The organism is Aquabacterium sp. (assembly GCF_030652515.1).
GTDB lineage: Bacteria > Pseudomonadota > Gammaproteobacteria > Burkholderiales > Burkholderiaceae_C > Aquabacterium.
In genome coordinates, this window is record NZ_JAUSAR010000217.1 from 23,793 (window position 1) to 42,369 (window position 18,577).

The following is an 18,577-nucleotide window of genomic DNA, read 5'->3' on the forward strand; positions in this document are numbered from 1 at the left end:
TGGATCAAGGCAAACGCCACAAGGCCCCGTAAGGCGGCGAGGCAGGCCACTGAGCAGCCTGCTGCGGTGGCTGTTGAGGATGGTCGTGGACCCAACGCCGCGCCAGCATCCAGCCTGCGTGCCCGACCACCACGGTGTGTTGGCCAATGGGTGACCAGGCCGCCGCCCTGGTCAGCAAGGACTGCAAGGCTTCGCCATCCCCCGGCGCATGGATTGCGAAAGCCTCACACCATTGATCGATGTGCTCTTGTGGGATGTCTCGCCAGGGCAATCCATCCCAGGTGCCGAAGTCCAGTTCCATCAGGGCGGGATCCCGCACATGGGTCCAGCCCCAGCGCCGCAGATAGCGGCCCACCAAGGCGCAACGCTGCAGGGGCGAGGTGTGCACGACCTGTGCCAAGCCGTGTCGGCGCGCTACCTTCTGGATGCGCCGGGCCAGTCGCTTGGCGCGGCGGGCGGGCACGACCACATCGGTGCGGCCGATGCAGCGGCCCACCACCTTCTCAGGTTTGGGATGGCGCCAGGCCCACACAGTGCCTGGCTTTGCCTGATCACTCATGAGAGGCAGGAGGCCACGGCGGCCCCATGATTGACCGCCGCCAACCACGCGAGCAAAGCCGCAACTTCGCTGAACTGCTGTGCGGCACCCAGCGTGTCGCCGGTGTAGCCGCCCAGGCGCTGTCGATACCAGCGGGTGCACACCAGGGCCACCACACCGCAGGCCAGACCGGCCGACAACATGGCAGGCAGGAGGACCGCGAAGGGATCCTTGAAAGGCGAAACGAAGACCAGGCCCACGGTGGCCAGCAGCACCCAGCACCAGGCCACCACCACTGCACCGGAGCGCACACTCAGGGCCAGCGGCTTGGCCTTGGCATGCTCGATGTCACCCGCGTAGGGCAGCCAGCGCATCAAGGTCACGGCCACGGCACGCGAGGCGGCGTGGGCCCAGATCAAGGCCAAGGCCGGCCACCACAGGCCATGCTGGGCCAGGCCGCTCAAGGTGGCGGCCTTCAGTCCGAGCATCAGGACCAGGCTGATGGCGCCGTAGGCCCCGATGCGCGAATCCTTCATGATCATCAGGGCTTTGTCGCGGCTGACGGTGCCGCCCAAGGCATCGCAGGTGTCGCTCAGACCATCTTCGTGAAAACCACCGGTCAGCCACACCGTGGCTGCCATGCTCAACACCACCGCGACGGTGGGTGGCCAAACTTGCACCGCCAAGCCCCAGACCAGCGCGCCAAATGCGCCGATGCCCAAGCCCACCAGGGGCAGGTGGCGCGCGCATTCATTCAGCCATGTCGCCTCGAAGCCCACCCAGCGCGGCACGGGCACGCGGGTGAGGAACTGCACGGCCACGAGCAGCAGCCGCAGTTCATGCACGAGGCGCGGGCCAATCATCAGGCGCCCTGCCCTGGGCTGATGTCGCCATCGGCGGTGCTGACCCCGGCCGACTCAAAGCTGGCCATCTCGGCCAGGATGCGGCAGCTGGATTCCAAAAGCGGCCAAGCCAAAGCCGCCCCGGAACCCTCGCCCAAACGCAGGCCCAGGTTGAGCAGAGGTTGGGCCTTCAGGTGGGACAGCATTCGAGCATGGCCTTGTTCATCGGACTGATGAGCGAACACGCAGCGTTGCAGGACCAGTGGTTGCAGCGCCTGCGCCACCAGGACCGCGCTGCTGGCGATGAAGCCATCGACCACGATGACCCGGTTCTGCGCGGCAGCTTCCAGCACGGCCCCGGCCATCATGGCGATTTCGAAACCACCCATCGCGGCGAGTGCTTGCAGAGGCTCGATGGCTTGTTCGTGGCGAGCCAGCACCTGGCGCAGCACAGCCAGCTTGCGCTGCACGCCAGCGTCGTCCAGGCCGGTGCCACGCCCCACGCATTGCTCGATGGGCAGGCCGGTCAGACGCGCCATCAGCAAGGCCGCGCTGGAGGTGTTGCCGATGCCCATCTCGCCCAGCAGCACGGCGTTGCCCGGCAAGCTGCGCACGACCTCGGCACCTTGGTCCAGCGCGGCCTGGCATTGGGCGGGCGTCATCGCGGGGCCTTGGCTGGCGTCCGCCGTGCCGGGGGCGATCTTGCGCAGTTGCAGGCCAGGGCGTGGCGCGAGATCATGGGCCACGCCCGCGTCCACCACGGTCAAAGCCAGGCCATGCTGGCGGGCCAGTACGCTGACCGCAGCACCACCGGCGAGGAAGTTTTCCACCATCTGCCAGGTCACATCACTGGGAAACAGGGAGATGCCTTGTGCGGTCAGGCCATGATCGCCCGCAAAGACCACCATCTGAGGCTGCGTCAGCTGCGGTGCTTCCGTGCCCAGGATCAAACCCAGTTGCAGGGCCAGGGTTTCCAGGCGTCCCAGTGATCCCAGGGGTTTGGTCTTGTGGTCCAACAGGTGCTGCAGGCGCAGGGCACGGGCAGGACTGTGCAGGTCGGTGATGGCGTTCAACTTGGTCATGATTGGGGTGCTCCCGTGTCGAAGCCCAGGGCTTGTGGGGTGGTGCCCGCGCAGCGGGCAATGGCGTCAAAGATGTGGACCAGGCCGCGCTCGATGGCGGCCGGTCCGGGTGACAGGATGTCGGAGGAAGGGATGTCCTGCATCATGGCGTTCAGGGCTGGGAAGCCTTCGCGGGCCAGGACTTTCTCGGGCTCGAAACGCTGGCCACACCAGGCGCCCATGATGAGCTGCGGCTCGGCGGCCAGGACCTGCTCGGGCGTCACGGCGCGCTCACGCGATGGAAAGCGTTGGGCGGTGTCGGCGAACACGTCGATGCCGCCGGCCAATTGGATGATTTCGCTGATCCAGGCGATGCCACAGATCAGGGGCGAGTGCCATTCTTCAAAGTAAACGCGGGGCTTGAAGGGCAGATGCTGGGCGGCTTGGGCCACCTTGGCCTGGATGGCTTCCAGTTCGCTCACCAGTTGCGCTGCCGCTCCGGTGCTCTGCACGACCTCGCCCAGTTGGCGGACCATGTCGGACACACCGGCCAGGTTGCGGTGGTTGAACCACAAGACTTCCACACCCGCCTCTGCACAAGCGTCCAGCAGGGGGCGCTGCACTTCGGAAAAGCCGATCACCAGGTCGGGCTTGACGTCGAGGATGCGTTCCAGCTTGCCGGTCTTGAAGCCGCTGATCTTGGGCTTGTCTTCTCGGGCCTGGGGTGGGTAGACGGTGAAGCCCGAGATGCCGACGATGCGGTCTTGCGCGCCCAGGCGGTAGAGCACATCGACCGATTCGGTCGACAGGCAGGCGATGCGTTGGGGGCCTTGCAATGTTGTGTTCATGCGGTGGGCGCGTTGAGGAGGTTCAGAAGTGTGCCGGGCGAGAAGTGCTGGTCGATGAAGTCGGCCAGGCCGTCGAACACCGCGTCCAGCGATGGGGCCTCGATGCCGAACAGGGCGCGCATGGCGGTGGGTGATTCGAACAGGCCGTGAAGGTAGAGGCCCATCACATTGCCTTGCTGCCAACCCAGGGAGTCGCCTTGGTCGTTGTGAAGGATTTCCAACAACCCGGCTTGGGCAGATCGCGCGGCGGTGCGACCGTGGTGAATCTCGTAGCCTTGGACATGGGTGCCGCTCAGGCTAGACCACGCGCCTGTTGTGGGGCCAAAAGCCGCCTGGGTCTCCAGCAACAGCTTGTCGCGTTCGAAGGTGGTCACCAAGGGCAGCAGGTTCAGGCCCGGGGTTGAGGTCAAGGCGTCGACGCTTGCGGAGTCTGATTCAACGCCCTCGGCATCGATCAAGGTCTGGCCCAGCATCTGCAAGCCACCACACACGCCCAGCACGGCACCGCCAGCGGCCGCATGGCGCTGAATCGCCGCGTCCAGGCCCTGGCTTCGCAACCAGGCCAGGTCGGAGGTCGTGTGCTTGGACCCGGGCAAGATCACCCAATCGGCGCCCTCCAGATCGGCGGGATGCCGCGCCCAGACCAGGCGCACGCCGGGTGCTGACCGCAATGGCTGGAATTCGTCGAGATTGCTGATGCGCGGATAGGCCACGATGGCGATGCGCTTGAGGGCCTGGGACGTGCCAGGGCCAGTGGCGCTGTCATCGAACACACCATCTTCTTCGGGCAGGCCGTGGCCACGCCACATGGGCAGGACGGCCACGGTGGGCACGCCCGTCAGGGCCTGTAGCTGCTCGGGGCCCGGGGCCAGCAAGGCAGCGTCCCCCCTGAAGCGGTTCAGGACATAGCCGCGAATCAGGGCGCGTTCATGCTCGGGCAACAGCTGGTGGGTGCCAAAGAGGTGGGCAAAGGCCCCGCCCCGGTCAATGTCGGTGATCAGCAGGCAAGCGGCTTGTGCTGCCAAGGCGGTGCGCATGTTGACGTAGTCGCTGTGGTGCAGGTTGATCTCGGCGGGCGAGCCCGCGCCTTCGATCACGACCACGTCGTTTTCGGCCATCAAGGCCAGCAGGGCATCGCGCGCGAAGGGCCACAGCTGCTCGCTGCGCTGGCGCCAGGGCACCTGGTGCAGGTCGGGGCGCACCTCGCCCAGCACCACCACCTGGCTGGCGGTGTCGCGCTCAGGCTTGAGCAGGACCGGGTTCATGCGCACTTCCGGACGGGTGCGAGCGGCCAGGGCCTGGAAGTATTGCGCGCTGCCGATCTCACCCAGGCGGCCGTTCAAGCCGGGCACCACGCGGGCGTTGTTGCTCATGTTCTGGGCTTTGAAAGGGGCCACCTTCAAGCCCTGGTGGGCGTACCAACGGCACAGCGCCGTGGTCAACCAGCTTTTGCCAGCGCCACTGGTGGTGCCCAGCACCATCACGGCTTTGGCGCTCATCGGGCGATCTCCATCTGGGCCAATGCCTGGAACAAGGCTTGTTGCGCGTGGGGCGCTTGCGCACTTAAGCGCACCCAGCCTGGCAGGCCAAAGCTGGTGGCATCCCTGAGCTTGATGCCGTGGCTTCGCAGCGAGTTGACGGGTTGCGACGGCCGGGCCAGCATGAAGGGCACCACCGACGGCAGGCAATGCCAGCCCAGGCGGGTGAGGGCCGTTTGCTGGGCCGACATCCACAGCGCGAGCATCTCGCGTGACCGGGCCAGCCAGGCTTGCGTGCCGGGCTGATGCCAGGCCTGCAGCATGGCCACGCCTTCGGCGGACAAGACCCAGCTGGGGGCCAAAGCCTGGACGCTCACCCCATCAATCCTCACATCATCCACAGGGGCGATCACATACCCGGCGCGCACGCCTGTGAGGCCCAGCGCCTTGTTGGGTGAGCACAGTTGCCAGCACTGATGGGCCAGGGTGGTCGGCACGGGATCCTGTCCCAGCAAGCGCAAGGGCTCGTAGGCGCGGTCCAGCACCAGGATCACGTCACCTTGATGACGGATATCGGCCAGCGCGGCCCAGAACGACGGCGGCAGGCTTTGACCGGTGGGGTTACAGGGCTCGCACAACCAGACCAACGATGGGCCCAGCTGCCCGGTCAATGCACTGAGCAAGGCCTCGCCACTGGCATAGCCTTGCACGTCCATGCCCAAGGCCAGCGCGGCGGCTCGGTAGTCGCCGTAGCCGGGTTGCGGCACCCACACCTGGCGCACACCGCGCAGTGATGCGGCCAGGGTCAATCGGCGAATGGCCTCGCTGCTGCCCGCCGTGGGCAACACGCGTGCAGGCTGGATGCCCAGCACCTGAGCCAGGCCTTCGCGCAAAGCCCGGTAATCGGGATCAGGGTAGTGCTGGCGATTCGCCGCCTGGATAGCGCGCATGACCTCATCGGGCGCGCCCAGCGGATTCGCATTGCTGGAAAAGTCATGCGTGATGGGCGGGCCGCTGTCAGGGCCGCCATGTTCGTTCAAGGGCAAAATCATCAATGCACTCCCAATGCCCAAGGGGCCGACACCACGATCAACATGGCACTCAAGGCCGCCCCCCACCACACCGCCCGTTGCGCCAGGGCCAAGGCTTGCGCGGTGTGTCGCGACTCGGGCAACTGAGCGGACTCGTTCAACGCATACACCCCAGGCTTGCTCAAGCGCACCGTCAACAACAGCGCCATGACACCCATGGGCCAGCCGCCATTGGGCGATGGCGTGGCGCGGGCCTGCCTTGCGATTTCCGACCAGGCAGGCATGGCACCCGCCGACAAGCACAGCAGCCCAGCCGTGACGCGAGCGGGTATCCACGACAGCACATCATCCGCGCGGGCCGCCCATTTGCCCGCCCATTCGTAGCGGCCGCGATAACCCCACATCGCGTCGGCGGTGTTGGCAAAACGGTAGAGCGCCGCAGCGCCCAGGCCTCCCACGGCAAACCACAACAACGGCGCCACCAGGGAGTCGTTCAGGTTCTCGGCCAGCGACTCGATGGCGCTTTCACGCACGGCCACCTCGTCAAGCTGGCTCACGTCGCGACTGACCAGGCGTTGCAGTTGTGTTCGCCCGGCTTCCAGTGACTCGCCCAAGGCTCGCTCCACCGAGGACACCTCATCGCGCAGCATGCGCCAAGCCAACAGCGGCTTGAGCAGCACGCCCAGCAAGACCACCTGGACATACCAAGGACACGCTGACAGCCCCCTCTGCGCGCACCAGGCCAGCATCACCACCAGCAGGCCGCCCACCCACCAGGCCAGCGCACCGCCGAAGAAAGCAAGCCCGGGACGCCAGGCACTCAGGCGCGGCCCCAGCCACCCCAGGTAACGCCCCATCGCGACCACCGGGTGCGCCCACGCCGGCGGCTCTCCCCAACGTCGGTCGATCAGCAGCGCCACGGTCATGGCCAACAGGGTCACCCAGGGCAACATCGCTTCTGCTTCAGTCTTCGATGCCGCGTTGCGCGGGCACGCCGGCCTTGTAGTGGTGCTTGACTGCGGCCATCTCGGTCACGGTGTCCGCGATGTCGATCAGTTCTTGCGGGCATCCACGGCCCGTCAACATCACGTGCACATGGCTGGGGCGATCACGCAGGGCCGCGAGCACGGGCTCCAGCGGGATCCAGCCGTAGCGCAAGGGGTACATGATCTCGTCCAACACCACCAGGAAATGCTCGCCCGCCTGGATGGTGGCGTTGGCGCGCTCCCAGCCATCGCGGGCCAGTTGGGCCGAATGCTCCAGGTCGCGGCTCTTCCAGCTGAAGCCATCGCCCAGGCCTTCGATTGGCACGCCCAGTTGTTCGAACACGCGGTGCTCGCCAAAGCGGGCACTGGGCACTTTCATGAACTGGTAGATCTTGACGGCCTTGCCACGGCCATGGGCGCGCAGTGCCAGGCCAAAGGCCGAGGTGCTTTTGCCCTTGCCATCGCCGGTGTTGACCAGCAGCAGGCCACGGCGCTCGCCATCGGGTTTTTCAACCTGGCGGTCTACGGGGGGGGATTCGATTTCCATGAGGGTTTCTCCAATCTTGGATGCAAGGATCAGGTGGCAACCACGGGCCGCCGCAGCGCTTGCCACGACGCGCCGCCCACCACCAGCAAAGTCATCAACACAGCGGCCAGGGCACGTGACAACTCGCGGCCAAGGTCCAGCTCAGGTGGGGGATTGTCAGGCTGACGCTCCAACAACACGCCTTGAAGGCTGGGGGTGGGTGTCGGCTCGACAGCTTGGGTCTCTGGCTTGTGGGGTGGCGGTTGGGCGGAACGAGGTGCTTCCGGCTGAGTGGGCTCGTTCAGCTGCCGCGCCACCCAATGGCGCACTGCACCCATCTCACCTGGCAAAGGCGCCTCGCGGGTCAGGTCTTTGTACAACTGGGCCACTTGCTGCTGCGTGGCCGCATCGGGTAGCCAATAGCCCATGCGCTGGGCCTGCACCAGTCGTTCCAACGATTGTGCATAGGCCTGAGGGTGCGTGCGCAACCACTGCGGCAGCCCCAGCTTGTGCTTGTCCTGCACCAGCACTTCGTAGAAGTTTTGCCAGTGGTCAGGGCGCACGGTGTCGGGCGCAGTCACCTGCCAGCCCCAGGCAAACTGCAGCGCCTTGAGCACTTGCAACGTACCTGAATAGCCCTCGGCTTTTTGAGCCTCCAGCCAACCGGGGTGCAAGTAACGCGACTGCATTTCCAACGCAATGCTGGTGGCGGCCGATTGGGTTTGGACCTCGCTGGCATCTTGCAACTGGTTCACGTAGAGCCCCAAGGCCTCGGTCTTGCCAGCACTGCGCGCCGCTGCCGCCAAACCGCCCAGGTATTGAAAGGGATCATCGGAGGTGACCATGGCGTACAGGTGTGAAGTGCGTGACAGCACTGCCGCCTGCGTGTGCCTCAAATGCGAGCCCAATGCCTTGGCGGCCACGCCCTCGGGCAAGCCCTCCAGCGCCTGTCCATCGACATAAGGCTGGCTCATGCGTTTCAGGAACATCTCGCCCAGGCGGCTGTCATCGCGCTGAACGCCTTCGGATTGCACAGCTTCCGACAGACCGGTGCCGTAGTCTCCACTCACGTTGCCGAACACACGAGCCCGGGCCAGCACTTGCGCCTGCGCGCGCGGCACGCCTTCCTTGAGCAACTCGGCCGCGACCACGGCGGTGTTGCTGGACACGGCATTGACCGGCTCTGCCGTGGACGCCGCCGCCACCGCCTGGTCCACCAAGGCCATCAAGGCCGGGAACTGGTCGCGGTACGAACCGGTGATGCTGAGCAGCACGTCCACACGTGGACGCTGCAAGGTAGACGCTGGGATGACGCGCACACCCGTGGGGCGACCTGAGTCATCCCACACCGGCTCAACCCCCAAGGCCACCAGGGCCTGTGCTTCCATGATGCCCTGGTGGCGCAAGGTCTCGCCCGCCCACAGCGACAAAGCCAGGCGGGTGGGCGTTTGTCCGCCATGCTCGGCACGCCAGGTTTTGAGCCAATCGTTGAACAAGCCCTTGGCCACCTCATGAGCCTGCCGCGTGGGCAAGCGGCTCGGGTCCAGGCCAGTCAAGTTGCGGCCGGTGGGCAGGCTGTCGGGGTTGCGGATGGGGTCGCCGCCATAGGCCGCGGTGATGAAGCGCCCGGACAAGGCCGTGAGCAAACCGGGCATCTCACCCTCGGTGGACAGCAGGGCCTCCAGAGCCTGGGCCCGCTCGGCCAGCTTGAACAAGGCGGCCGAATCAATGGGCTGGCGTGCTGCTCGGTTGGGCACCGGGCCACTGGGCAAGGCGGGCCGCAAGTCCAGCATGCTGGCCCTCTTCGCATCAAGCAAGGCTACGTCCAGCCAACGCGAGGGACGTGCCGTTGCGACGGCCTCGTGGTTGATCAAAAAGGCTTCGTCGATGTCTTCGCCCAATGCATCAATCAAAGGTTTGCGCAAGGCCTGCAAGATGGTCTGATGACGTTGCGCAGCCTCGGGCACGCGGCCGAACGTCGCCAAGCCCTTTGGCTGCGAGCTTTGCGCCAAGGCGTCCAAGTAGGGGTGCAACAACTCCAGGAAGCCGGAAAAATCGGCCGCGATGCGTTCGGCCGTCCAGCCCAGGTCGCGGTGCAACTGGTGCTCGACAAAGTTGCCGACCAATTGGCGCTCCAAAGCTTGCTTGGTGGGTCCAGCGTCCACGGTCTCCCACTCGTGCATCAACTCGTGCATGTGCGCCATCTTGGCCTCGAAGCCTGCTGGCGAGAACACTGGCGTCTTGTGGCTGACCAGCACCGCACGACCCCGCCTCTTGGCCGTCAGGGCCTCACCCAGGTTGTCAACGATGTAGGGGTAGACCACCGGCACATCGCCCAGCGGCAGCAAGGCATCGTCAAAGACGTCAAGGCTGCGCGCTTTGCCCGGGGCCCACTCCTGCGTGCCGTGGGTGCCGAAGTGGATCAAGGCATCGGCCTGCCGCGCCCACAAGTACACCGCCAGATAGTGGTGGGACAAGGGCGTCTTGCTGCGGTGCATGAAGGGGTTCTGGCCCAGGTGCAAAGTTTCTTCACGCGGTGGCTGCGGCAGCACCGACAACTGCCCCACCTGCATGCGAGGGATCACAAAGACCCGTTGGCCTTGGTAAGAGACCACATAACGGCTGCTGCCTGGCGCGCCCCATTGCGCTTCGATGCGCCGACGCACCTTGGCGGGCAGCGTGGCCCACCAGGCTTCGTAGTCTTTCAAAGGCAAGGCGGCGGCCTGGTTGCTGGCCAGCAAGGCCTGCAGGTCAGAGCCGGGATAGTAGGCGGCCAGCATGGGCTTGAGGCCATCGATCCATTGCGCCTCAGGCACGGCATGGGTGGCGTAACCCGCCTGGGCCAGGCTTCCAGAGACCTGCTCCAGGCTGCGCGGCACATTCAGGAACGACGCCCCGAAATTGCTGCCCCCTGGCGGGTAGTTGTAGACCATGGCCACCAGGCGCTTGTCGGGCGCAGGCTTGATCTGCAGGGTGATCAGGCGGCGTGCCTTGGCCACCACGGCCTGGGCCTGGCGTTCGATCAGCTCGGGTCGTCGGCCTTGGTCAGCGTGGGCCACCACCATGATGGGGTCCATGGCGCCCGCGCCTTCCGGCTGGGCCAGGTAGAAAGGCACATCGCTTTGCGACAGGCCGCCCTCGTCCTGCTCCCAGGCAGCCGTGTCGGCAGAACGGTAGGGCTGGGTCAACAACACGGGCGCGCCCCAGCGCGCAAACAGCGGCTGCAAGGCAGCGCTTTGCGGCAACAGCTGGTGGATGACGACGACCTGCGCGTGCAGACGGCGATCTGGCCCATTCTGACCAGGCACCTCCAACAGGCCGGACAGACCAGACGCGTCCACCTGCTGGCCAAAAGCCGCGTAAGCAAACATGCCTTGTTTGGCGAACATCCGCAGCCAGGCGTCGATCCACTGGGTGGCGCCATTCACGAAGTGATAGCGGTGGACCAGCAACACCACCGCAGGTCGGCCCCGCAACACACCTTGCGCCTGCTGCCATTGCGACAAGGCCTGTGCATCCGCGAACAAACCGGGTGCATCCGGGTGGTACAGGCCACGACTGGGCCAGGCCTGGGGGGCTGGCAACTCAGGCGCCGGCAAGCCCTTGATCAGGGCCTGGGAGAGGGTCAGGGCATGCTCGGTGTTGCGCTCGCCACCGGCTTGCAAGTAAGCCGCGATGCGGTTGGCACCGGCCTCTGGCGTCACCCACACCAGGTTGCGGGCTTTCAACAAAGGCTGGTTCAGCAAACGCTCCAACCGAGTTTGCGCCGTGATGTGGGGCGCATCGACCCACACCATCGCCGACTCTTTCAAGGCGGACTCCAGTGCAGCAGACTCGGCCACCGCGAGTGTGCTGCTGCCCCGCAAGGGGTATTCCAGGTGCTGCACGCTCAGGCCCTGCTGGCGAGCCAGGCGCTCGATCATGGCGGTGCGCGGTGCGGGTGTGACATCCGTGGTCAACCACAGCACCACGGGCGATGCCGCCTGTGCGCTCACGCACCAGCCCAACACCAGCCAGGCCATCAGCCACCGCACACCCGACATGATCACACTCACCGAGCCCCCTGCCCTGCGTTGGCACCTTGCGGTGCGGAGGCGCCAGACTCGGGCACGTACACGATGTTGCCGTCCTTGAGCTTGTAGGCCACGCCAGCGCGCTGGCCTTCACCCGCGCCCGCGCTGCCCGCGCCCTTGAACTTGATCTCCTTGCCGTTCTCGCGCACCACCACCTCCATGTTGGGCTGGCCCGGGTTGCGGATGATGGTGACGTTGTCTTGCGCATTGCTCTGGCTTTGCGCGGCCACCGCCGTCAACAAGGCCACCACCAGCACCAGGAAGACGTCGACCAGGTTGACGGCCGACAGCATCGGGTCGTCGTCGTCCTCGGCCATCACGTGGATGTGCTTGAAGCTCATGCCGCCACCTCGCGTGCCTTGCGCACGTTCAGCAATTCGGCCAGCAACCAGCGACGGCGCACCGAGTACACGGTCAGGCCGATGGACGCGGCCGCCAAGGCCAGCACCACACCGGCGAACGCGCCGCTGAACACCGACAGGGCCTGCTGACCCTGGCCCGCGGCCACGCTTTGAAGGGCCGGGCCCAAGGGAATCATCGTGGCAATCAGGCCCAGCATCGGGCTCAGGCGGCTGAGCAAACGCACCGGTTCGATCTGCCGAACCACGGACAGCTCCAGCTCTTCCATCGACAGGTCGGGCGTGACGCGCAAGGCCGTGTAGCGCGGATTGCGCCAACGCTGCCAGGCCTCCATCATGGTCATGCCGCCAGTCCACAAGGCGTAGACGAAGCCCAGGGCCACCAGCGTGAGCACAGGCCACAGCAGCGATTGCGCCACCTGAGTAAAACCAGTTTCAATCATCATGTGGGGGCTCCAGGAGCAAACAGGGCGGAGACGGCCGCCGGATTGGAAGGAAAGTACAAATGCAGGAATGAGGCGTGCAGGCGGCCAGCGCGGTAGACGCCTTCGGCCTTGCCCAACTGGCGTTGGGGCAGCGTCGACGCCACCGGGCTCATCGGGCTGTCCATGCTGGCGTGGTGGAAGGTGTGGCCACGCATCGCCCCCTCAGGCAAGCTCACGCCGTGCATGCCCAGGTTGACGAAGCGCTTTTGCAGCACCGCTTTGCCGGGCATCAAGCCCAGCATCGGCGCCGTTTGCCCCTGCACATCGCTCAGCGAATCCAGCAGGTACAGCATGCCGCCGCACTCGGCCACCAAGGGCTTGCCTTGCGCATGGTGGGCCTGGATGGCGGCCTTCATGGCGCTGTTGTGCGCCAACTGGTTCAAGTGCAACTCGGGGTAGCCACCGGGCAGGTACACGCTGTCGGCCTCGGGCAAGGCGGCGTCGTTCAAGGGCGAGAAAAAAATCAACTCAGCGCCCAGATCGCGCAAGGTGTCCAGGTTGGCCGGGTACAGGAAAGAGAACGCAGCATCTCGCGCCACGGCGATGCGCACCCCTTGCAGCCTGCGCGCATGGACCACAGCCTGATCAGGCTCTGGCGGCTCAAAACTCACGGGCAAGGGCAAGGTTAGTGACAAGCGCCCCAGTGCCTGCGCGGCCTGGTCAATTCGTTGCTCCAGATCCGCGATCTCCTCAGCCTGAACCAGGCCCAGGTGCCGTGATGGCATGCCATAGGCTTCGTTGCGCGGCAGTGCGCCAAACCAGGCCATGCCCTCGGGCAGGCTTTCACGCAACATCTGCGCGTGCGACTCGCTGCCCACCCGGTTGGCCAACACACCGGCCATCGTCAAATCCGGGCGGTAGGTTGCCAGGCCCAGCGCGATGGCGCCAAAGGTCTGAGCCATGGCCGAACCATCGATGACGGCCAGCACCGGCAAGCCGAAACGCATGGCCAAGCCAGCACTGGAAGCTTCGCCATCGTGCAGGCCCATCACGCCTTCCACCAGGATCAGGTCAGACTCGCACGCCGCCCGGTAGAGCATCTCGCGGCAATGCGCCTCGCCACCCATCCACAGGTCCAGCTGGTACACGGGCTGGCCGCTGGCGCGCTCCAAAATCATCGGGTCCAGAAAATCAGGCCCGGTCTTGAAGACACGCACGCGCAAGCCTTGCTGGCGGTGCCAACGGGCCAAGGCCGCCGTGGCCGTGGTTTTGCCCTGGCCCGAAGCCGGGGCGCTGATCAACACGGCAGGGCATTGCACAGAAGACTTCCTCATGCGGTGTAAGGCATGGCCAACCATTGCCCCTCCACGTTGAACAACTTGAGCCGGTGGTCGAACACCTCTTGCAGCGCGGCATGTGCCAACGAAGAATCGACCGGCCCATGGTGTCGCACCTGTCCCTTGGCCATCACCACCAGGTCGTCGGCCTGCAAGGCCATGTTCAGCTCGTGCAACACGCTGACCACGGTCACGCCTTGCTTCACCAGCTCGCGCACGATGCAGAGCCAATCGGCCTGATGCGGTGGATCCAGGTGGGCCAAAGGCTCGTCCATCAACACGATGGGCGCCTGCACGGCCAGGGCCCGCGCCAGCAACACGCGCTGGCGCTCGCCGCCCGACAGGTGGGCCAGTGTGCGTTCCTTCCACGCCCAGCAATGGGTTTGCGTCATGGCCAGTTGCACAGCGGCATGGTCGGCCTGGCTGGCAGGCGCCAACCAGGCTTGGTGCGGCAGTCGGCCCAGCATGACCACGTCGAGCGCGCTCAGGTCATCGGCACCAGCTTCACTCTGTCCCAACCAGGCCAGGGCCCGGGCGCGCTCCTTGGCGGGCCATTCGTTCAAGGGACGGCCTTGCAAGCCGATCTGACCATCGCACAGCTGCAGGCCTGCCAGGGTGCGCAACAGCGTGGACTTGCCTGCGCCATTGGGCCCGACGATGGCCGTCCAGCGGCCGGCTGGCAGCTTCAAGGAAATGGGGTGCAGCACCAGTTGCTTTGACAAGCGCACGGCCTGGATGTCCGCGCTCAGGGCGGTGGCGTGGTGAGGTGTGTTCATGTCATCCACCCCGGTTCATGCGCCACAGCAAATAGCCGCCACCCAGCACGGCGGTGAGCACGCCCACCGGCAGTTCTTGCGGCGCCCACACCCAACGGGCGACGATGTCTGCGCCCAGCAGCAGCACGCCGCCAAACAAGGCCGACAGCACCAGCACGGGCCCATTGGTGGCATTGACCCGGCTGCGCACCAGGTGCGGCGCCACCAGGCCCACAAATGAAATCAACCCAGCCTGCGCCACGGCCGCGCCGGTGGCCAGGGCCATGGCCGCGATCAACAACATGCGCACCCCCGCCAGCCGCACGCCCAGGCTGACGGCGGCCGAGTCGCCCAAGGTCAAAGCATCGAGCGCTCGGCTGCAGCCAAAGGCCACCAGCACACTCACCACCAAGGTGCTGGCCAGGATCGTCACGCTGTTCCAGCCCAGAAAACCCGTCGTGCCCATCATGAAGGCCTGCATGGCCCGCATGATGTCGGGCACCATGAGCATGGTCAGCGCGCTCAAGGCACCCAGCACCACGCCCACGACCACGCCGGCCAGCAAGAGGCGCAAGGTGTGCTGCACACCTCGCGCCAGGATCAAGGTCAGCGAGACGGCCCCCACCGCGCCCGCGAAAGCCGCCCCGGTCAGACCCAGGCGCAAGCTCCACGCCGACGCCACGGGCGACACGCCCAGCAAAGCCAACAGCACGGCCACGCCCAGGGCCGCACCAGATGAACTGCCCAACAGGTAAGGATCGGCCAAGGGATTGCGGAACAGACCCTGCGCGATCGCCCCGCCCAAGCCCAGCAAGGCACCCGCCAACCAAGCACCAGCACAACGCGGCGCGCGGATGTCCCACACGATCTGCATCGCGGTGGGATCACCCCAAGGCGGCGACCAGCCCGTGCTGCCCACCGCCAGCCCCAAGACCAGCAAACCCAGCGTGATGGACACTAGCAAGAGCAACAAAGTGATCGGCCTCACCGCGCAACTCCCGAAGCAGCAGCAGCGGCGGTGACCGCGTCGCGTAGGCAACGCGCCATGATTTGCGCCGCCTCGCCCATGCGTGGACCGGGGCGCGACAAGACATCGCCTTGCTCGGAGGTGAAGGCGCACACGCGCTTGTCACGCACCGCGCGGATGCGGTCCCAACCCGGACGCGCGCCCACAGCCGCCGAATGGCGCTGCGAAATCATGATCACATGGGGATCGGCCCGCACCACGTACTCGGGGTTCAGTTTGGGAAACGGCCCAAGGCTGGTGGGCACGATGTTTCTGGCGCCCAGGCGGGTCAAGGTTTCGCCAATGAAAGACGACTCGCCAGCGGCATAGGGCGCGCTGTCCACTTCGTAATAGACGCTCAGGCCACGCGAGCTGGCGGGCACCATCTTCGCCGCCGCGTCCACCTGGGCCTCCAGCCGTTGCCACAAACGCAAGCCGCCATCGGCACTGCCCAGGATTTGAGCCACCTTGGTCGCCACGCGCTGCACGTCCTTGTAGGTGCGGGGCTCCAGGGCCACCACCTTGATGCCCAGGGATTCCAGCCGATCGGTCACGCGCGATGACAAGGCCAGCAGCACCACATCAGGTTTGAGCGAGGCGATCAACTCGATGTTGGCATCGTCCAGGCCCCCGGTCTTGGGCAGGCTGCGCACCGAGGCCGGATGGTTGGAGTAGCGGTCCGTGCCCACCAGCCGCGAGCAGCCACCCAGCTCGCACACCGTCTCGGTCAGCGAAGGCAGCAAGGTCACGATGCGGGCAGGTGACGCATCCAGACGCACGGTCACCCCGCGGTCGTCGACCAGGGTCACGCCAGGCGCGGCATGGGCAAGCTGCATCGCCATCAAGGCGGGCAAGGCCCAACACCAGATCATCTTCATGTTCATGTCATTCCTCGTGCGGGGTCACGGGCCTCGTCCAGGCCTGCCCTGCCACCATCAAAGTCACCTGCCCGCAACGCTGCGCCACCGCCTGGTTGAGCCAGCCCAATTCATCAACAAAGGCCCGCACCTCGCGCGACATGGGCACGATGCCCCAGCCGACCTCGTTGGTCACGAACACCACGGGCGATGGCAAATCAGACAGCACCGCCAACAGCGCTTCGCGCTCGGCGCGCCATGCAGTCAGATCGGCCTCGCCTTCAGCGGGCATCAACCAGTTGGTCAACCACAAGGTCAGGCAGTCGACCAGCAGCAAACGCCCGGGCGCCGCCTGGGCATGCAAGGCCTCGGCCAGCCGCAAGGGTGACTCCACCGTGGCCATGCCCGCTGGCCGCTCCTGCTGATGGCGCCGGATGCGTTCGCGCATCTCGTCGTCAAAAGCCAGCGCCGTGGCCACCACCGTCACGTTGTTTGCGTCCGATTGCCGCAGCCAGGCCTGCGCCAGCCGTTCGGCCTGACGCGACTTGCCGCTGCGTTGGCCGCCAACGATGAGGTGGTGCTTCGACATCACAACTCCGGTGTCCAGCGCAGGCCAATGATGGCCGTGCGAGGTGTGGTTCCATAGGTCTGCGCGTTCTCGTACTTCTTGTCGCCCACGTTGTCGATGCGTGCGAGCACGCGCCATCGGGCGTTGATTCGGTACAAAGCGTCCACATTCACCACGGTGTAGCCTCCCAGGGGTTTGGTGTTGGCTGCATCGTCAAAACGCTTGCCCACCGACAACAACTGCGCACCCAGGGTCCATTGATTCAAGTCGGTGTCCAGCCGCAGTGATGCATGACGGCGTGCGCGGCGTTGAAGATCGGCATCGTTGATCGCGTTCTTGGAAGCGTCGAAATCGACTGCCCCTGACAAGCGCACCGGCCCCAACGGTACAGCCCCATTCACACTGACCCCCTGCAGGTGGGCCAAGGCCGTGTTCTTGTAGCAGTAGGCCGGATCTTGCACACAGGTTCTGGTGCTCCCGGGAGGCCCCGTGATCAGGTCAGTCACCCAGTTGTTGTAGACCGTCAAACCCAATTGGGCCCCGTCCTTTTGATACCGTACCCCAAACTCGGCATTGCGCGAGGATTCCGGCTTGAGTGTCAGGTTGCCGTATTTGCTGAAACGTTGGTACAAGGTCGGCCCCCGATAGCCCGTGCCCCACGATGCATGAACGTTCCAATGATCTGCAAAATCCTGGCCCGCCGCCACGGAGCCCGTGCTGTGTGTTCCAAACTCGCTGTCCCAATCCGTGCGCGCATTGAGCTGGATGGCCGTGCCATGAGCACGCCACGCGTAGCCCAGCCCCAGGCCATCGTCACTGCGCTGGCCTTCGCCAGAGGTGCCCGACAACACCACATCGCTGTTCTTCAAAGTGTCCTCGCGGCGCTCCAGCAAAGCGGTCACCGAATGACTGCCCCACTTGAATGCGTTCAGCCACGATGCCGTCTCCACATGGGTTTGCGTGAGATAGCTGACCAATGGCGTGGCATACCGGTCCGCCGACTGGGCCACCGCGACCTGGCTTGACCAGCTGTCCAGCCACTGCGCACTCCATTGCAGCTTCAGGTCATGCAAATCGCGCACGCCATAGTCGTCGCGCGTCACCACCGTGGAGTCATAACGGCTGACCAGATGCTGCTGGGACGCGATCGCTTCGATCCGGTGAGCCGCCAATGGCGTGAACCCCAAGCGCAGGCTGGCACCTTCCGTGGTGTAGCCATCGCGGTCAGCAGCCCGAGTGCCGGGCCTGGCATTGCTCCTTGCGCTGAAGCCATCGCTGCGCTCCCTGAACGCCGACACCGCATAGTCAAACAGGCCTGCGGACCCGCTCAAGCCAGTATCGGCCTTCAAGAAGCCCCACTCGCCCACCGCCACACCCACGTCGAGCGCAGCGGGCCCTTTGCCCTTCTTCGTGAAGATCTGGACCACGCCCGAGATCGCATCCGAGCCGTACAAAGCGCTGACCGGTCCCCGCACGATTTCGACGCGCTCGATCTGCGACAGATTCAACATCTGCCAGGAAGCGCCCCCGCTGGCGTTCTGCGTGTCGATTCGAACGCCATCGATCAGCACCGCGATGTGCCGCGTTTCACCGCCGCGCAGGTAGACATTGCCATCCGCGCCCGGCCCACCATTGCGAGCGACCTGGAAGCCAGGGACCTGGCTCAGCAAATCCACCATGGTGCCTGCGGCCTGCCGCTCGATGTCGCCCCTTGAGATCACCGTGACGTCAGCCAAGACTTGGGACAAAGGCACCGGCGTGCGCGTCGCCGTGACAACCAGAGGCTCCAGTGCAACCTTGCCCACCGATTGGGCCCAAGCCGAAAACTCGACGCAAAGCAAGGCTGCGCCGACCAACAAAGGTTTGGAAATTCCCATGATGCCGCCC

17 protein-coding genes are annotated in these 18,577 nt (G+C 65.5%); all 17 read right to left on the reverse strand.

Going from position 1 to position 18,577, the window contains the following annotated elements; all coding sequences use genetic code 11:
- Positions 1 to 4: 4 nt before the first annotated feature.
- Genes Q7V20_RS23535 through Q7V20_RS23615 form a run of 17 tightly spaced genes read right to left on the reverse strand, consistent with a single transcriptional unit; the run spans position 5 to position 18,567 of the window.
- Positions 5 to 559, reverse strand: coding sequence for a histidine phosphatase family protein (locus Q7V20_RS23535; RefSeq protein WP_304796542.1), 555 nt, complete (start codon positions 557 to 559; stop codon positions 5 to 7).
- Positions 556 to 1,401, reverse strand: coding sequence for an adenosylcobinamide-GDP ribazoletransferase (gene cobS, locus Q7V20_RS23540; protein WP_304796544.1), 846 nt, complete (start codon positions 1,399 to 1,401; stop codon positions 556 to 558). The genes Q7V20_RS23535 and cobS overlap by 4 nt, the downstream gene beginning before the upstream one ends.
- On the reverse strand, positions 1,401 to 2,462 hold the full coding sequence (gene cobT / locus Q7V20_RS23545) for a nicotinate-nucleotide--dimethylbenzimidazole phosphoribosyltransferase (protein ID WP_304796547.1): 1,062 nt from the start codon (positions 2,460 to 2,462) through the stop codon (positions 1,401 to 1,403). Before cobT ends, cobS begins: the two co-directional genes overlap by 1 nt.
- Entirely contained in the window at positions 2,459 to 3,289 is an 831-nt protein-coding gene (locus Q7V20_RS23550) for an ABC transporter substrate-binding protein (RefSeq protein ID WP_304796550.1), read from the reverse strand. The genes cobT and Q7V20_RS23550 overlap by 4 nt, the downstream gene beginning before the upstream one ends.
- Positions 3,286 to 4,788 (reverse strand): cobyric acid synthase, encoded by a 1,503-nt coding sequence (locus Q7V20_RS23555; RefSeq protein WP_304796553.1) that lies wholly within the window; start codon positions 4,786 to 4,788, stop codon positions 3,286 to 3,288. Before Q7V20_RS23555 ends, Q7V20_RS23550 begins: the two co-directional genes overlap by 4 nt.
- Positions 4,785 to 5,819, reverse strand: a complete 1,035-nt coding sequence (locus Q7V20_RS23560; protein ID WP_304796556.1) for a histidinol-phosphate transaminase — start codon at positions 5,817 to 5,819, stop codon at positions 4,785 to 4,787. Before Q7V20_RS23560 ends, Q7V20_RS23555 begins: the two co-directional genes overlap by 4 nt.
- Positions 5,819 to 6,751, reverse strand: a complete 933-nt coding sequence (gene cbiB / locus Q7V20_RS23565) for an adenosylcobinamide-phosphate synthase CbiB (RefSeq protein WP_304796558.1) — start codon at positions 6,749 to 6,751, stop codon at positions 5,819 to 5,821. The genes Q7V20_RS23560 and cbiB overlap by 1 nt, the downstream gene beginning before the upstream one ends.
- Positions 6,752 to 6,761: 10 nt before the next feature.
- Positions 6,762 to 7,331 carry a cob(I)yrinic acid a,c-diamide adenosyltransferase gene (gene cobO / locus Q7V20_RS23570; RefSeq protein ID WP_304796561.1) on the reverse strand — a complete coding sequence of 190 codons (570 nt, stop codon included), beginning with the start codon at positions 7,329 to 7,331 and terminating at the stop codon, positions 6,762 to 6,764.
- Positions 7,332 to 7,360: 29 nt separating this feature from the next.
- Positions 7,361 to 11,365, reverse strand: coding sequence for a cobaltochelatase subunit CobN (gene cobN, locus Q7V20_RS23575; protein WP_304796564.1), 4,005 nt, complete (start codon positions 11,363 to 11,365; stop codon positions 7,361 to 7,363).
- Entirely contained in the window at positions 11,362 to 11,724 is a 363-nt protein-coding gene (locus tag Q7V20_RS23580; RefSeq protein ID WP_304796566.1) for a DUF2149 domain-containing protein, read from the reverse strand. The genes cobN and Q7V20_RS23580 overlap by 4 nt, the downstream gene beginning before the upstream one ends.
- Positions 11,721 to 12,188: a hypothetical protein gene (locus Q7V20_RS23585; protein WP_304796569.1), complete on the reverse strand. Its 468-nt coding sequence runs from the start codon at positions 12,186 to 12,188 to the stop codon at positions 11,721 to 11,723. Before Q7V20_RS23585 ends, Q7V20_RS23580 begins: the two co-directional genes overlap by 4 nt.
- Complete coding sequence (locus tag Q7V20_RS23590) at positions 12,185 to 13,501, reverse strand: cobyrinate a,c-diamide synthase (protein WP_304796571.1); 1,317 nt, start codon at positions 13,499 to 13,501, stop codon at positions 12,185 to 12,187. Before Q7V20_RS23590 ends, Q7V20_RS23585 begins: the two co-directional genes overlap by 4 nt.
- The gene (locus Q7V20_RS23595; RefSeq protein ID WP_304796574.1) at positions 13,498 to 14,280 is read right to left on the reverse strand and encodes an ABC transporter ATP-binding protein; all 783 of its coding nucleotides are present in this window, start codon (positions 14,278 to 14,280) and stop codon (positions 13,498 to 13,500) included. Before Q7V20_RS23595 ends, Q7V20_RS23590 begins: the two co-directional genes overlap by 4 nt.
- Before the next feature lies 1 nt (position 14,281).
- Positions 14,282 to 15,232 (reverse strand): iron ABC transporter permease, encoded by a 951-nt coding sequence (locus Q7V20_RS23600; RefSeq protein WP_304796728.1) that lies wholly within the window; start codon positions 15,230 to 15,232, stop codon positions 14,282 to 14,284.
- Positions 15,233 to 15,243: 11 nt separating this feature from the next.
- The gene (locus Q7V20_RS23605; protein WP_370652558.1) at positions 15,244 to 16,143 is read right to left on the reverse strand and encodes an ABC transporter substrate-binding protein; all 900 of its coding nucleotides are present in this window, start codon (positions 16,141 to 16,143) and stop codon (positions 15,244 to 15,246) included.
- A gap of 7 nt (positions 16,144 to 16,150) precedes the next feature.
- Positions 16,151 to 16,711 carry a bifunctional adenosylcobinamide kinase/adenosylcobinamide-phosphate guanylyltransferase gene (gene cobU, locus Q7V20_RS23610; protein ID WP_304796579.1) on the reverse strand — a complete coding sequence of 187 codons (561 nt, stop codon included), beginning with the start codon at positions 16,709 to 16,711 and terminating at the stop codon, positions 16,151 to 16,153.
- Positions 16,711 to 18,567, reverse strand: coding sequence for a TonB-dependent receptor domain-containing protein (locus tag Q7V20_RS23615; RefSeq protein WP_304796582.1), 1,857 nt, complete (start codon positions 18,565 to 18,567; stop codon positions 16,711 to 16,713). The genes cobU and Q7V20_RS23615 overlap by 1 nt, the downstream gene beginning before the upstream one ends.
- Positions 18,568 to 18,577 lie beyond the last annotated feature (10 nt).

Coding starts and splice junctions, on each gene's coding strand:
- Q7V20_RS23605 (WP_370652558.1), bottom strand. CDS start 16,143: ATGAAGATGATCTGGTGTTGGGCCTTGCCCGCCTTGATGGCGATGCAG.
- Q7V20_RS23615 (WP_304796582.1), bottom strand. CDS start 18,567: ATGGGAATTTCCAAACCTTTGTTGGTCGGCGCAGCCTTGCTTTGCGTC.
- Q7V20_RS23550 (WP_304796550.1), bottom strand. CDS start 3,289: ATGAACACAACATTGCAAGGCCCCCAACGCATCGCCTGCCTGTCGACC.
- cbiB (WP_304796558.1), bottom strand. CDS start 6,751: ATGTTGCCCTGGGTGACCCTGTTGGCCATGACCGTGGCGCTGCTGATC.
- Q7V20_RS23580 (WP_304796566.1), bottom strand. CDS start 11,724: ATGAGCTTCAAGCACATCCACGTGATGGCCGAGGACGACGACGACCCG.
- Q7V20_RS23555 (WP_304796553.1), bottom strand. CDS start 4,788: ATGAGCGCCAAAGCCGTGATGGTGCTGGGCACCACCAGTGGCGCTGGC.
- cobU (WP_304796579.1), bottom strand. CDS start 16,711: ATGTCGAAGCACCACCTCATCGTTGGCGGCCAACGCAGCGGCAAGTCG.
- cobS (WP_304796544.1), bottom strand. CDS start 1,401: ATGATTGGCCCGCGCCTCGTGCATGAACTGCGGCTGCTGCTCGTGGCC.
- cobO (WP_304796561.1), bottom strand. CDS start 7,331: ATGGAAATCGAATCCCCCCCCGTAGACCGCCAGGTTGAAAAACCCGAT.
- Q7V20_RS23595 (WP_304796574.1), bottom strand. CDS start 14,280: ATGAACACACCTCACCACGCCACCGCCCTGAGCGCGGACATCCAGGCC.
- Q7V20_RS23590 (WP_304796571.1), bottom strand. CDS start 13,501: ATGAGGAAGTCTTCTGTGCAATGCCCTGCCGTGTTGATCAGCGCCCCG.
- Q7V20_RS23560 (WP_304796556.1), bottom strand. CDS start 5,819: ATGATTTTGCCCTTGAACGAACATGGCGGCCCTGACAGCGGCCCGCCC.
- Q7V20_RS23535 (WP_304796542.1), bottom strand. CDS start 559: ATGAGTGATCAGGCAAAGCCAGGCACTGTGTGGGCCTGGCGCCATCCC.
- Q7V20_RS23585 (WP_304796569.1), bottom strand. CDS start 12,188: ATGATGATTGAAACTGGTTTTACTCAGGTGGCGCAATCGCTGCTGTGG.
- cobT (WP_304796547.1), bottom strand. CDS start 2,462: ATGACCAAGTTGAACGCCATCACCGACCTGCACAGTCCTGCCCGTGCC.